Genomic DNA, 14,136 nt, shown 5'->3' with positions numbered 1-14,136 from the left:
GCTATTTTTGGGAAGTGGTGGGTCTGGTAGGACTCGAACCTACGACCGAGCCGTTATGAGCGGCTAGCTCTAACCAACTGAGCTACAGACCCTTCTCGAAGGAGACATAAGGGAAATACCAGATTATTTTCAAAGAATACAGCGAAGAATGCCCGATCAGCCACTTTTTTTTGAACGCCGCCAAATCGCCCTTACAGCTGGTCAATTTCGTCGGCGAGACTGCGGCCTTTATCGGTGGCAATGCGTTCCAGAACCCTGACCCGCTCTTCCAGCTGATCAATGCGGTCGAGATAAGGCTTCAGGGCTTTCTTGCTCATACCACCCCCATCGCCAAGACCCAGCTTTTCCGCCAGACCGTCGAGATCGTAATCGACGCCTTTTTCCTTGCCTTTAAGATATTGCATGATGATGCCGCCAATCACAGAGATCGCCACCACCGCCACAATCATTGACCATAATGTCATGTCTTATCCCCTTTTACAGTATCAGGTGTCCAGGAAGCTGCGCAATTGCCGCGAGCGACTTGGGTGCTTCAGTTTACGCAAGGCCTTCGCCTCGATCTGCCGGATACGTTCGCGGGTAACCGAGAATTGCTGCCCCACCTCTTCCAACGTGTGATCGGTGTTCATGCCGATGCCAAAGCGCATGCGCAACACCCGCTCTTCCCGCGGCGTCAGAGACGCCAGAACCCGGGTCGTGGTATCGCGCAGATTGGCCTGAATGGCGCTGTCCACCGGCAGGATCGCATTCTTGTCCTCGATGAAGTCGCCGAGATGGCTGTCCTCCTCGTCGCCGATCGGGGTTTCGAGGGAGATGGGCTCCTTGGCGATTTTCATCACTTTGCGGACTTTTTCCAGCGGCATGCTCAGGCGTTGCGCCAATTCTTCCGGTGTCGCCTCGCGGCCGATTTCATGCATCATCTGACGGCCGGTCCGCACCAGCTTGTTAATGGTTTCGATCATATGCACCGGGATACGGATGGTGCGGGCCTGATCGGCGATCGAACGGGTGATCGCCTGCCTGATCCACCAGGTGGCATAGGTCGAAAATTTATACCCGCGGCGATATTCGAATTTATCCACCGCCTTCATCAGACCGATGTTGCCTTCCTGGATAAGATCAAGGAACTGCAGACCCCGGTTGGTGTATTTCTTGGCGATGGAGATCACCAGACGCAGGTTGGCTTCCACCATTTCTTTCTTGGCGATGCGGGCTTCTTTTTCGCCCTTCTGTACCATATTGACGATGGTGCGGAATTCGCCGACCGACAGGCCGACTTCCTGGGCGATATCCACGACCTGGCTGCGCATATTGGTAATCACGTCGCGTTCACGGGCCGCGAATTCGGACCACCCCTTGCCGGGCAGGTCCGCCACGGTATCAATCCAGCCGGGTTCAAGCTCACGGCCCTGATAATTGGTAATATAGACATCACGCTTGATCTTGTAGCGTTCGGCCAGACGGAACATCTTGCCTTCCAGCGCCATCAGGCGTTTGCTGAGGGAATAGAGCTGTTCCAGCAGCGCATCAATGCGATTGTTGTTCAGACGCAGGCTCTTCATCAGCACGATCAGCTCATCGCTCAGCTTGCGGTAGCGTTTTTCGTGAGTGGCGCTCAGCTCTTCATTTTTAAGGCTCGCATCATGGCGGGATTCCTGCAATTTGGCGAATTTCTTGTAGACCTTACGTATATTGTCAAAGATTTCGCGCACCTGCGGCCCAAGAGCTTCTTCCATCACCGCCAAGGATACAGTGTTATCCGCATCATCGGAATCATCATCTTCGTCGTCATCATCGTCGGAACTGGTTTCTTCGCCGTCCTCGTCGTCACCTTCAACTTTTTTGACTTCCGGTTTTTCTTCCACCGGTTTGGCGGGCGTGTCTGCGGAACTGTCTTCCTTCGGCGCGATCACGGTTTCATCGGACGGATCAATGCCATACATCGCGTCCAGATCAATCACGTCGCGCAGGAGAATTTCTTCTTCTTCCAACATCTCGGCCCATTCGACCAGAGCACGGAAGGTCAGCGGGCTTTCACACAAGCCGGCAATCATGGTTTCGCGACCGGCCTCAATACGCTTGGCGATGGCAATCTCGCCCTCACGGGACAGCAGCTCTACACTGCCCATTTCCCGCAAATACATGCGGACAGGATCATCGGTACGATCCGCCGCTACCTTGGCAGCAGGCTTTTCCTCGTCATCGTCCTTGTCGGCTTTGGAAGGTGTTTCCTTTTCGGAGGTTTCATCGGCGTCATCCGTATCGCCTTCTTCCACCACATTGATGCCCATTTCAGACAACATGGTCATGATGTCTTCGATCTTCTCGGAGGACATTTCATCCTGGGGCAGAGCCTCATTCAGGGCCTCATAGGTGATGTAACCGCGCTCTTTCGCGGCGGCGATCATCTTTTTGACAACATCCTGAGACGACTCAATCAAAGGACGGTCTGGCGCCTCTTCCTGCTTTGATGAAGACTTCAGTTCCGTCTTGGCCGCGTTTTCCGCCATTATATATAACCTCTAATCCCGTTGACCTGTTCATCGGGCAGCGCCCGGTGCAACAAGTGATCCATTCTCAAGAAAGATTTTCTCTTCCTGAGGCTAATCCATATCCATCTATACTGGCTTCGTTGCCCTTGGCATTTTCCAGCTCTGCCTTCAGGGCCAGAAACCGGGCATATACCTCTTCCGTCATATTTTCCGCCAGCTCCAGTTCCGCCGCCTTCAGCTCTTTTTCAAGGTCTGAAACACGCCGATACCGATTGACCACATGGAACCACCCCTGCTCCACATCTTCGGGAGCAGCGCCAGGCCATGCGAACCATTCGGCTTTAAATTCACCTTGTTTAAATATGACTTCCAATGCCTTGCCGAAACCTTTTCTTTCAAGGTGGCTATAAAGGCGTTCGTTTTCAAGGTCCGATTCGCGATGACATACATCTATTATCTCCCCACGGAGTTTGTCAAGCTCTGCCGATTCGAAAATTGTCGTGGCAAATTCCTCATCATGCTTTTTCAGCAGCCAGGGATGGTTCAAAACCGTGAGAATCAGTAGCCTTTCCCGCTTTGTCGAGGCCATTTCACTGGCCCTGAAAATCCCGGTGTCCTGTAGCCTTTTCACCCCCGGAAGTTCTTCCGACGCCCCGTATTTATTTTTTTTGCCGTAAGCTTTTGCCCCATAAGCGGACTGATTCTTTTTATAGGACGCCGAAGAAGGTCTCTGGGCCGGTCTCTCGGCCGGTCTCTGGGCATATCTTTCAGACGATCTTTGGCCGGAATCCCGGGACGATCTCTGGTCCGTATGATGGTGCATCGGACCCGGCCGACGGGACGTCCCCATATCAGCAAGCGAATGATCCGGCACAAAGGCATTTCCCAGCAACTTTATCAGGCGTTCCTGAAAGGCCTTGTCATAATAACCACGAATGGTTTTGTCTTTGATATCGCCCAAGGTTTCCGACAGGCTCTGTTCCAGACCGGCGCGTTGTTCCGGCGTATCACTGTCCACTCCCTGGGTTTTCATCTCCCATAACAGATCGACCAACGGCCGCCCCTGTTCCAGCAGTTCACGGAAAGCGGCCTCGCCCTGACCACTAAGATAGCTGTCCGGATCTTCGTCGGTCGGCAAATGCACAAAGCGCAGGGAATGGCCGGCCTTTAAGAGCGGCAGGGTTCTTTCCGCCACCCGATAAGCGGCGCGCACCCCGGCCTTGTCGCCGTCAAAACACATCAGCGGTTCCGGGGCAAGCTTCCACAATTCCAGCACCTGTTCTTCGGTCACCGCCGTTCCCAAGGGCGCCACCGCGTTGGTGAAACCCGCCTGGGCCATCGCGATAACATCCATATACCCCTCCGCCACCAGCACCCGGCCCTCGTCATAGGCGGCCTTGCGCGCCCCGGCAAGATTATACAGCAGGCGACCTTTATGGAACAACGGCGTTTCCGGGGAATTGAGATATTTCGCCTTGGCGTTCTTGTTCAACGCCCGACCGCCAAACGCCACCACCCGGCCTTGCCGATCCGTGATCGGAAACATCACCCGATGACGAAACCGGTCATAGCTGGGACGTGGATCGCCCCCTTCGGCTTCCGGCCGGATCAGCAGGCCGGCCTCGACCATCATATCTTCGGTAATGCCGTCCCGGCTCAACAAGGCGTCTTTCAGGGCCGTCCGGCCTTCGGGCGAAAATCCCAGACGAAACGTCTTGATCGTTGCCGCCGTCAGTCCCCGACGATCGAAATAATCCCGGCCTTCGGTCCCCGCCTGGGAAACCAGCTGGGTTTCAAACCATTTCGCCGCGGTTTCCATCACTTCGTACAGGGATTTTTTCTGGCTGGCCTTTTCTTTATCTTCCGGTGAATAATCCGGCAACGCCAGACCCGCCTGCTCCGCCAGCCGTTCAACGGTTTCAGGAAAACTCAGACCTTCGGTCTCACTGATGAATTTGATCACATCCCCATGCGCGCCACAGCCAAAGCAATGGTAGAATCCCTTGTCATCATTAACCGTAAAAGAGGGGGTTTTCTCGTTATGAAAGGGGCACAGACCGCCGTGCTCGCGGCCCTTGCGGGTAAGTTTGACCCGGCGACCGACAATATCGCTGACCGGGATCCGGTTTCTAATTTCGTCTAAAAAGTCGGGTGTAAACCCCATTGTTCTGTGTCACACTTTGCTTAAAACCTGATGGGCATCCAATCTGGTGCAGGCGGTGTTTTTTTCACCCCGCACTGTCCCCTCGCCCGGTTAACTCAGGGCAGCCCGCACTTGTGCGCTGGCTTTGGAGAAATCCATCTGGCCAGCATATTTGCCTTTCAGAATAGCCATCACCTTGCCAATATCTTTCAGGCCGGTGGCTTCTGTTTCCGCGATCGCCTCCTTCACGGCCGCTTCAATTTCATCATCCGGCATCTGACGGGGGAGAAATTCAGAGATGATTTCGATCTCTTCCTGCTCCTGCTGCGCCAGTTCCAGACGGCCCGCCTCTTCGTATACGACGAAGCTTTCCTTGCGCTGCTTGATCATCTTGGACAGGATTTCGATAATCATCGCATCCTCGTCCATCTCAGAACCATTTCCGGTGCGGGAAGCAATGTCCCGATCCTTGATTGCGGCCAGAATGAGTCGGATGGTCGTCAGACGACGTTTGTCCTTATTCTTCATCGCCGTCTTCATGGCGCTGGTCAGATCTTGTCGCAACATTTTGTTTTTACATCCTTTTTATTAAGATTACCGGCCCAGAGCTTTATCCCACAGCCCGCCTTTCTAACAGGAAGCAGTGACTCTATCGCAAACCGCAGGAGATTGCAACCGCTAATTATCTGGTAACCTGTTGATTTTAAACGATTTTATTTATTAAAGATTTACTTGACCTCTCGGGCCTCGTCCCCTATCTTCCCGTCAATTTACGTGTAGGTCAGTTGGCTCTGACAGGCGATTCCAGGCGGATACTCCCGTCCCGAAAGTCTGTTCCCGAAATGCCCGCGATCCTGTATAGTCTGCTCAGGCCAATCTTATGACCTCGATCAGACACACGCCCCTGCAGCCCAGGGTGAAAATGCGCCACAAAGTGAACAGTTGTTATGATTACAGAAAATAAAGACCATATACCGCCCCACAAGAACATCACGGCCGCTCTTGTGCTTGCCGATGGCAGCATCTTCTGGGGCTATGGTGTCGGGGCCACAGACACCATCGTCGGGGAAGTCTGTTTCAACACCTCGATCACCGGGTATCAGGAAATTCTCACCGACCCGTCTTACGCCGGACAGATTGTCACCTTCACCTTCCCCCATATCGGCAATGTCGGCACCAACGACCAGGATCTGGAAAGCACCGTTCCCGCCGCCCGCGGCCTGATCATTCGCGAAGACATCACCGCCCCCTCGAATTTCCGCAACCGCACCACGCTGCAGAACTGGTGCACAGCCCGTAGCCTGGTAGGCATCTCCGGCATCGACACCCGCCGTCTGACCCGCCGCATCCGTGAACAGGGCGCCCCCAGCGGCGTTATTTGTCACAGCCCGGACGGCACATTCGATATTCCCGCCCTGATGAAACAGGCGCAAAGCTGGCCCGGTCTAGAAGGCATGGATCTTGCGGCCGAAGTTTCCTGTACTGAAACCTACCAATGGTCCGAAAAACGCTGGACGCTGGAAAACGGTTATCAGAATAACGACACCCCCAAGGCCCATATCGTCGCCGTTGATTACGGTGTAAAGCGTAATATCCTGCGTTGCCTGGCGACCGTCGGCGCCCGCATCACCGTGGTGCCGGCCACCGCCACGGCCGAAGATATTCTCGCGTTGAACCCTGACGGCATCTTCCTGTCCAACGGCCCCGGCGACCCGGCAGCAACCGGTGAATACGCCATCCCGGTGATCCGGAAACTCCTGGACAGCAACATCCCCATGTTTGGCATTTGCCTCGGCTACCAGATGCTGGCGCTGGCCATCGGCGCCAAAACCAGCAAGATGCACCAGGGCCACCGCGGCGCCAATCACCCGGTGATGGACTTTAATACCAACAAAGTGGAGATCACCTCCATGAACCATGGTTTTATGGTCGACAAAGACAGCCTGCCCGACAGCGCCCGGATCAGCCATATCTCGCTGTTCGACCAGACGCTGTGCGGATTTGAGCTGAAAGACAAACCCGTCTTCTCTGTCCAGCACCACCCCGAAGCCAGCCCAGGCCCCCAAGACAGCCATTATCTCTTTGACCGCTTTATGGAATTGATCGCAAAACATGCCTAAACGTACAGACATACACTCCATTCTCATCATTGGCGCCGGCCCGATCATTATCGGTCAGGCCTGTGAATTCGATTATTCCGGCACTCAGGCCTGCAAGGCCCTGAAAGAGGAAGGCTACCGGGTGATCCTGGTCAACAGCAATCCGGCGACCATCATGACCGATCCCGACCTGGCGGACGCGACTTATGTCGAACCGATCACCTGGCAGATGGTCGAAAAGATCATCGAAAAGGAACGCCCCGATGCGATCCTGCCGACCATGGGCGGCCAGACCGGCCTCAATACGGCGCTGGAACTGTCCAAACGCGGCATCCTCGACAAATATAATGTCCAGTTGATCGGCGCCAACGAAGAGGCCATCAATAAAGCCGAAGACCGGCAGCTGTTCCGCGACGCCATGGACAAGCTCGGCCTCGGTACCCCGCGCAGCCGTGTGGTCAAATCTCTGGAGGAAGCCCTCGAGGCGCTCGACTATGTCCAGCTGCCCAGCATCATCCGCCCGAGTTTCACCATGGGCGGCACCGGCGGCGGCATCGCCTATAACCGGGAAGAATATGAGCAGATTGTCACCAGCGGCCTTGATGCCTCTCCCACCACAGAAGTGCTGGTGGAACAGTCGGTGCTCGGCTGGAAAGAATATGAGATGGAAGTGGTGCGCGACCATGCGGACAATTGCATCATTATCTGCTCCATTGAAAATCTCGACCCGATGGGCATCCATACCGGCGACAGCATCACCGTCGCTCCGGCCCTGACCCTGACCGATAAAGAATATCAGATCATGCGCAACGCCTCGATTGCGGTTCTGCGCGAGATTGGTGTGGAAACGGGCGGCTCGAACGTGCAATTCTCGGTCAATCCGGAAAACGGAGAGCTGATTGTCATTGAAATGAACCCGCGGGTCAGCCGCTCCTCGGCGCTGGCCTCCAAAGCCACCGGCTTCCCGATCGCCAAGGTCGCCGCCAAGCTCGCGGTCGGCTATACGCTGGACGAATTACAGAATGACATCACCGGCGCGACGCCCGTATCCTTCGAGCCCACCATCGATTATGTCGTCACCAAAATCCCGCGCTTTACATTTGAGAAATTCCCCGGCACCAAACCGACCCTGACCACCGCCATGAAGTCAGTCGGTGAAGCCATGGCCATTGGTCGCAATTTTGCGGAATCCCTGCAAAAAGCCCTGCGCTCCATGGAAACCGGGCTCAACGGCCTCAACGAGATTGACATTCCGGGTTATGATCCCGAACATGGCGACATCAATGCCGTGCGCGCCGCCCTGGCCAGCCCGACCGATGACCGGCTTCTGATCATGGCCCAGGCCCTGCGTCTCGGGGTAACCCCGGAAGATGTACATGCCATCGCCAAATATGATCCCTGGTTTATCGACCAGATCAAAATGATTGTCGACGCCGAGGCCGAGGTCAAGGAAAATGGCCTGCCGACGGATGCCTACACGCTCGGTCGCCTGAAATCTATCGGCTTTTCTGACGCCCGTCTGGCCGAAGTTTCCGGTAAAACGGAAGCCGAAGTATCCACATTGCGCCACAGCCTCAATCTGCATCCGGTCTTTAAGCGGGTCGATACCTGTGCGGCGGAATTCGAAGCCAAGACGCCTTATATGTATTCCACCTACGAACGGGATGCGGCCGGCACGGCGGAATGTGAATCCAACCCGACGAATAAGAAGAAAATTATCATTCTCGGCGGTGGACCCAACCGTATCGGCCAGGGCATTGAATTTGACTATTGCTGCTGTCACGCCGCCTTCGCCCTCAGCGATCAGGGCTATGAGACCATCATGGTCAACTGTAACCCGGAAACCGTCTCCACCGATTACGACACCTCGGACCGGCTGTATTTTGAACCGCTGACCGCGGAAGACGTGATTGAGCTGATCCGCCGCGAACAGGAAACCGGCGAAGTGCTCGGCGTGATTGTTCAGTTCGGCGGTCAGACCCCGCTGAAACTGTCCCATGCTTTGCTGGCGGCCGATATTCCGATCCTCGGCACCTCCCCCGACGCCATTGATCTGGCGGAAGACCGCGAACGTTTCCAGCAGCTGGTCCATAAACTGGATCTGCGTCAGCCGGACAATGGCCTGGCGACCACCACGGAACAGGCGATCGAGATTGCCGAAAACATTGGCTATCCTATCCTGATCCGCCCGAGTTACGTCCTCGGCGGCCGGGCGATGGAAATCGTTTATGACACCGCGTCCCTCAAACGTTATATGACCGAAGCCGTATCCGTCTCCTGGGACAGCCCGGTATTGATCGACCGCTATCTCGGCGGCGCGACAGAAGTGGATGTCGATGCGCTCAGCGACGGCACCACCGTTCATGTCGCCGCCATCATGCAGCATATCGAGGAAGCCGGCATTCATTCCGGCGACAGCGCCTGTTCCCTGCCGCCCTTCTCCCTGAAGGAAAGCGTCATGGAGGATATTCGCCAGCAGACGAAGAAGCTCGCCCTCGCGCTCAACATCAAAGGTCTGATGAATGTCCAGTTTGCGGTCAAGGATGACGTGGTTTACCTGATCGAGGTCAATCCCCGCGCCAGCCGCACCGTACCGTTCGTCGCCAAGGCGATTGGCGCCCCGATCGCCAAATATGCCGCCCGGATTATGGCCGGCGAACCGATGTCGAACTTCACCTTCCCGTCCGCCACACCAAATCATGTGGCGGTGAAGGAAGCGGTCCTGCCGTTTAACCGGTTCCCCGGCGTCGATATTCTGCTCGGCCCGGAAATGCGCTCCACCGGTGAGGTCATCGGCCTGGATGACACCTTCGCCAAGGCCTTCCTGAAATCACAGATCGCTGCCGGCACCCATCTGCCTCTGGAAGGGGCCGTGTTTATCTCCGTCAAGAATGAAGATAAGCAGAAAATGGTGGAACCGGCCCGCGAGCTGATTGAAATGGGATACAAGATTGTCTCCACCGGTGGCACGGCAAAGTGCCTGCAGGATGCCGGCCTTGAAGTCAAACGCATCAACAAGGTGCTCGAAGGCCGGCCTCATATTGTCGACGCCATCAAGAATGACGAGATCAAGCTGATTTTCAACACCACCGAAGGTGCCCAGTCGATCACCGACAGCTATGAATTGCGTCGAACGGCCCTGACCCACAATATCCCCTATTACACGACCACACGCGGGGCCATTTCAGCGATGGAGGCAATAAAAGTCTTGAAATCCAGCTCACTTGAAGTTAAACCCCTCCAGTCTTATGTATTTGAGTAGGTAGCCGCAAGTTAGTCTTTCCAAGAAGAACTGTTTCAGTATATGCTCTTCGGTCATCCCGGAGCAGATGCTTTATTAATGCTAAGAATAGAAAATATACATTATGGTTGAAAAAGTACCCATGACCGTTGAAGGCCACGAAAGGCTGGAAGCAGAATTAAAAATGTTGAAGCATGTGGAACGCCCGGCTGTGATCAAGGCGATCGAAGAAGCGCGCGCCCACGGCGACCTGTCCGAGAATGCGGAATATCATGCCGCCAAGGAACGTCAGGGCTTCATCGAATCCCGCATTCAGGATCTTGAAGGCAAGATCAGCCGGTGCGAAGTGATTGACCCGAGAGAACTGTCTGGGGAGAAGATCCTCTTCGCCGCCACCGTGCATCTTGCCGATGAAGAAGACAAAATTGTCAAATACCAGATTGTCGGTGTCGATGAAGTCGATGTGGCGGCAGGCAAGATTTCCTATATTTCCCCTATTGGCCGGGCCTTGATTGGCCGGAAGCTCGGGGATGAAATCGAAGTCAAAACGCCACGCGGCGAAACTTATTACGAAATCACCCAGATTGATTTTATCTAACACCTTGGTGCAGGGCCTGTAATGAGGCGCAGAAAACAAAAAAGGGCCTTACGAAATCGTTAGGCCCTTTTTTAATGGTCCCGCAAGAGACTTATCCTTGATATTCGCCCACCGGCACACCTTGCAGTTTTTTGGCGCACCGGATGCTCAGCGATGTCTTGACACTATCCACATTCGGCGCCGGCGTCAGTTTGGTGGTCAGAAAGTTCTGGAACTGGGACAGGTCCCGGGCGACGATTTTAAGAATAAAATCAATTTCGCCGTTCAGCATATAGGTTTCCCGCACCAGCGGCCATTCCGTAACCAGTTCTTCAAACGCCTTCAGGTCACTTTCCGCCTGGCTGTGCAAACCCACCATGGCAAAAACCGTCAGACCAAAGCCCATGGCTTCTGGATTAAGGTCTGCATGATACCCCTGTATAAACCCGGCTTCTTCCAAAGCCCGCACCCGCCGCAGGCATGGGGGTGCTGTAATTCCAACTTTTTCTGCCAGTTCTACATTGGTGATCCGACCGTCCTCCTGAAGCTTCTCCAAAATTCTCTGATCAATATCATCCAGTTTAACACGATGCATTCTGTCTGTTCCTTAAACTTGCTTCTATGATTTTTTATACTGCGACAGGTTATACAGAAATGTTTCAATTGCAAACATTTCGAAACAAAATTTCTCACTTAAGACAGAATATATTATAAATGGAATGAATCACATCATAAAATACATTTTTTTTAAAAGTTTAGTAATATTTTACGTAATAATTACTTTCATAATTCAAGCTTTTAACTGGCTATATAGCGTCATAAATGCTATCTTTTGTGCTTACTATTGTTAAGCTTTTAAAAAGAAAACACAATCTAGTATGCAGGCAGAATCAGGACCAAAAATCCATAAACCTCGGGGAATATAGTAACGTGCAGAAACCAGCTCAGTTTGACGATCGAATTCGTAATCTGATTGCGCTTGCGCAGGATGGATCAACGCACAGCCGAACGCTTTTGTTTTCCCACATCTGTGATTTATTCCTGCAACGTCGGCCAATGGCATCCGACACACAAGTCCGTATGCTGACCGAGATTCTGAAAGAACTGCTGAGCCAGGTCGAGATTGAAACCCGTCAGGGCATTGTCACCGCTCTTTGCGCGTTGACCGCCCCCCCGACGGAACTGACCGACATTATGTCCGAGGATGTCGTCGAGGTTTCCGGCCCTCTGCTTGAAAAAGCCATTCTGCCCGATGAAAAACTTATTCATTTGATCCGCTATGGTACAGAAGCTCACCGCATTCACATTTCTCGCCGCTTTGGCCTGTCGCCTCTCGTGCGGCATGAACTGGAACGGGCGCAGAAAGCCGCCCAGAGTTCCAAACTGAAATACAGTCTGAGCGAACTGGAACGCCTGGCCGGGGATGAAAATCCTGATCTTGATGAAGAAACCACCATCAATATCCTGGAACTTCTTCGCGCCCAGAATATTCACAAGACCTACACAGAAGACGGCAAAAAAGCCACAGCAAGCGGGATAGCCCCGGAGGCAGAAACCCCCAGACTGTCAATTTTTAGCAATGTCAGGCCCGAGAAAACCTCTTCCCTTGACGCAAAGCCTGCTGCCCCGACGGCAGCCCCGCAAAAATCCGAGCCCAAAACGGCTGATCACGCCTACAAGGATCGGGCGTCCTCCGGCGATACCCCGCTTTCTTTTCCGTCTGACAAGGTCGCCAATGACGCCAGCTTCCCGGAAAAGCCCCGCATACCGGAACCAATGATCCATATGGAAGAGGCGGTCGATGACCTGACAACCGATCTCCGGGAACAGGTGCAGCACGCCCGCGATGAAAGCCAGCGCCAACGCGAACTGGTCAGGTCGGTTGCGGACTGGTTCTGGGAAGTGGACCGCACCGGTAGCCTCAGCTTTCTGTCAGAGGAAGCCTTCACCGTCTTTGGCCGCCCTGTGCAGTCCCTGATTGGCGAGGACATGATCTCGCTCTGCACCCCGCCACCCCAGGAGGATGACACGAAAGGCGCCCCGGAAAATTTTGAAGCGCTGTTTGAACGGCGCACGTCTTTCCGCGACGTGCCCTTCTATATAGACTCACAACATGGCGACAAGACACTCTGGTATGTCAGCGCCATCGCCATCTTTGATATTAATACAGGCCGCTTTACCGGTTTCCGTGGCAGCGCCCGCGCCGAAGACGCTCCGGAACAAACTCCGGACGCCGCAGAACATGAAGAACATAAGGCCGCGACGCCGGAAAAACATGTCGCCTCGTTCCCGGCTGAAACAGACATTACACCACAGAATATCCCCCATGAAGAAGTGGCGGCGGAATTGCTGCATAACCTGTCTCACGAATTCCGCACCCCTTTGAACGCGATTATCGGCTTTTCCGAAATGATTGATATGGAAGCCTGGGGTCCGGTCAATGAAAAGTACCATCAAAATACAAAAAGCATCCTCGCCGCCGCCGTGCAGCTGAAAGAAGCCGTCAACGATGTGCTGGATTCCGCCAAGATTGAGGCCGGCCTGATGCAGATCGATCCCGAATCCTTCTCTCTGAAAGCGGTTTTGAAGGCATGTCAGGAAAATGTCGCAACCATGGCCCACGACATGCAGGTCGAACTGATCGACAATAGCAATAACATTGATGTTATTCTTTATAATGACAAGCAAAGTGTTGAACTGTGCCTGACCAAGATACTGGCCAGCACCCTGAAACGGGCTCAGGCCGGGGAAACGTTAAGCCCGTCCGTCCTGATCAACAGCAATGCCCAGGTGAGAATCGAAATCCCGCTACTCGGCCCGAGAATCGATGAAAAAGATGCCCCGGAATTGTTCGAAAAGTTACAAACAACCCCGGTCGAGACACAAAATAATCAACCATATCCACAAAAAAACACCCTAAATTACACCCCAAAAGTCTCCACAGGCTTCGGATTATCGATCGCGCAGAACCTCGCGCATCTGATTGGCGGGAATATTTCCACCCATATTTCACAAGGCAAAGTCAGCCATCTTGTGCTCACCCTGACCAATCACGACCTGCCCGGCTGACCCTCTGCCCGAAGGGGATGGCAGCCCCTAACCCTGTGTATTTTATAATATTTCACCCATTTCCCTGCGAGAACAGCTTCGCCATTTCCCGATGGATCACATCAAAAACATAAAATTTTAGCTGATTTTTATGAGAATATTTTTCGGAATTTTAAATAAAATAATTTTAAAATTATCCATCTAACCTTTTGAAATATCAAGTATTTTTCTTGATACCTGTTAACCTTTTATTCATAACTTGCCTGCATATTAGGGTCACAACATGGCAACGAACGAAATTTTACTTGGTACACATTTAGGAGAAATAAGATGAACAAATTTTTTGCAAAATTACGTAAGAACGAAAAAGGCGCAACGGCTATTGAATATGGTCTGATCGCTGCTTTGATCGCTGTCGCCGCCATTGGCGCAATGACAAGCGTTGGTACTTCCCTTGACGCCAAATTCGTTGAAATCAACAGTAGCCTGAATTAATCTTAAAATTTTTAAGTTACAGGATCAGTAATTCTTTAAAT

General features: G+C 53.3%; 10 protein-coding genes and 1 tRNA gene. 5 read left to right on the top strand and 6 right to left on the bottom strand.

The window, feature by feature from the left end; all coding sequences use genetic code 11:
- Positions 1-15: 15 nt before the first annotated feature.
- From FIV45_RS02120 to FIV45_RS02100, 5 genes are all read right to left on the bottom strand, one after another.
- Positions 16-92 (bottom strand) — tRNA-Ile (locus FIV45_RS02120).
- 99 nt (positions 93-191) lie between these two features.
- Positions 192-464, bottom strand: coding sequence for a hypothetical protein (locus FIV45_RS02115; protein WP_099472431.1), 273 nt, complete (start codon positions 462-464; stop codon positions 192-194).
- Between the two features lie 21 nt (positions 465-485).
- Positions 486-2,510: an RNA polymerase sigma factor RpoD gene (gene rpoD / locus FIV45_RS02110; protein ID WP_099472432.1), complete on the bottom strand. Its 2,025-nt coding sequence runs from the start codon at positions 2,508-2,510 to the stop codon at positions 486-488.
- 67 nt (positions 2,511-2,577) lie between these two features.
- The gene (dnaG, locus tag FIV45_RS02105; RefSeq protein WP_099472433.1) at positions 2,578-4,656 is read right to left on the bottom strand and encodes a DNA primase; all 2,079 of its coding nucleotides are present in this window, start codon (positions 4,654-4,656) and stop codon (positions 2,578-2,580) included.
- Between the two features lie 90 nt (positions 4,657-4,746).
- Positions 4,747-5,202, bottom strand: a complete 456-nt coding sequence (locus tag FIV45_RS02100; protein WP_099472434.1) for a GatB/YqeY domain-containing protein — start codon at positions 5,200-5,202, stop codon at positions 4,747-4,749.
- Between the two features lie 380 nt (positions 5,203-5,582).
- Here FIV45_RS02100 and carA point away from each other — a divergent pair, with 380 nt between their 5' ends.
- The 3 genes from carA (at position 5,583) to greA (ending at position 10,573) form a co-directional block, all read left to right on the top strand.
- Positions 5,583-6,755 (top strand): glutamine-hydrolyzing carbamoyl-phosphate synthase small subunit, encoded by a 1,173-nt coding sequence (gene carA / locus FIV45_RS02095; RefSeq protein ID WP_099472435.1) that lies wholly within the window; start codon positions 5,583-5,585, stop codon positions 6,753-6,755.
- Positions 6,748-9,996 (top strand): carbamoyl-phosphate synthase large subunit, encoded by a 3,249-nt coding sequence (gene carB / locus FIV45_RS02090; RefSeq protein WP_099472436.1) that lies wholly within the window; start codon positions 6,748-6,750, stop codon positions 9,994-9,996. The genes carA and carB overlap by 8 nt, the downstream gene beginning before the upstream one ends.
- A 103-nt stretch (positions 9,997-10,099) precedes the next feature.
- The gene (gene greA / locus FIV45_RS02085) at positions 10,100-10,573 is read left to right on the top strand and encodes a transcription elongation factor GreA (protein ID WP_099472437.1); all 474 of its coding nucleotides are present in this window, start codon (positions 10,100-10,102) and stop codon (positions 10,571-10,573) included.
- 91 nt (positions 10,574-10,664) lie between these two features.
- Here greA and FIV45_RS02080 read toward each other — a convergent pair whose 3' ends face one another.
- Positions 10,665-11,147, bottom strand: a complete 483-nt coding sequence (locus FIV45_RS02080; protein ID WP_099472438.1) for an Lrp/AsnC family transcriptional regulator — start codon at positions 11,145-11,147, stop codon at positions 10,665-10,667.
- A gap of 335 nt (positions 11,148-11,482) precedes the next feature.
- On the opposite strand from FIV45_RS02080, the gene FIV45_RS02075 reads away from it, so the two are divergent.
- Positions 11,483-13,621 carry a histidine kinase dimerization/phospho-acceptor domain-containing protein gene (locus FIV45_RS02075; protein WP_165776991.1) on the top strand — a complete coding sequence of 713 codons (2,139 nt, stop codon included), beginning with the start codon at positions 11,483-11,485 and terminating at the stop codon, positions 13,619-13,621.
- Positions 13,622-13,930: 309 nt separating this feature from the next.
- On the top strand, positions 13,931-14,095 hold the full coding sequence (locus FIV45_RS02070; protein WP_099472440.1) for a Flp family type IVb pilin: 165 nt from the start codon (positions 13,931-13,933) through the stop codon (positions 14,093-14,095).
- The last annotated feature ends 41 nt before the right edge of the window (positions 14,096-14,136 follow it).

The organism is Paremcibacter congregatus (assembly GCF_006385135.1).
Taxonomy (GTDB): Bacteria; Pseudomonadota; Alphaproteobacteria; order Sphingomonadales; family Emcibacteraceae; genus Paremcibacter; species Paremcibacter congregatus.
Note: the sequence above shows the minus strand (reverse complement) of the source record. Positions and strands in the feature narration are given on the sequence as shown.

Coding starts and splice junctions, on each gene's coding strand:
- FIV45_RS02115 (WP_099472431.1), bottom strand. CDS start 464: ATGACATTATGGTCAATGATTGTGGCGGTGGTGGCGATCTCTGTGATT.
- rpoD (WP_099472432.1), bottom strand. CDS start 2,510: ATGGCGGAAAACGCGGCCAAGACGGAACTGAAGTCTTCATCAAAGCAG.
- dnaG (WP_099472433.1), bottom strand. CDS start 4,656: ATGGGGTTTACACCCGACTTTTTAGACGAAATTAGAAACCGGATCCCG.
- FIV45_RS02100 (WP_099472434.1), bottom strand. CDS start 5,202: ATGTTGCGACAAGATCTGACCAGCGCCATGAAGACGGCGATGAAGAAT.
- carA (WP_099472435.1), top strand. CDS start 5,583: ATGATTACAGAAAATAAAGACCATATACCGCCCCACAAGAACATCACG.
- carB (WP_099472436.1), top strand. CDS start 6,748: ATGCCTAAACGTACAGACATACACTCCATTCTCATCATTGGCGCCGGC.
- greA (WP_099472437.1), top strand. CDS start 10,100: ATGGTTGAAAAAGTACCCATGACCGTTGAAGGCCACGAAAGGCTGGAA.
- FIV45_RS02080 (WP_099472438.1), bottom strand. CDS start 11,147: ATGCATCGTGTTAAACTGGATGATATTGATCAGAGAATTTTGGAGAAG.
- FIV45_RS02070 (WP_099472440.1), top strand. CDS start 13,931: ATGAACAAATTTTTTGCAAAATTACGTAAGAACGAAAAAGGCGCAACG.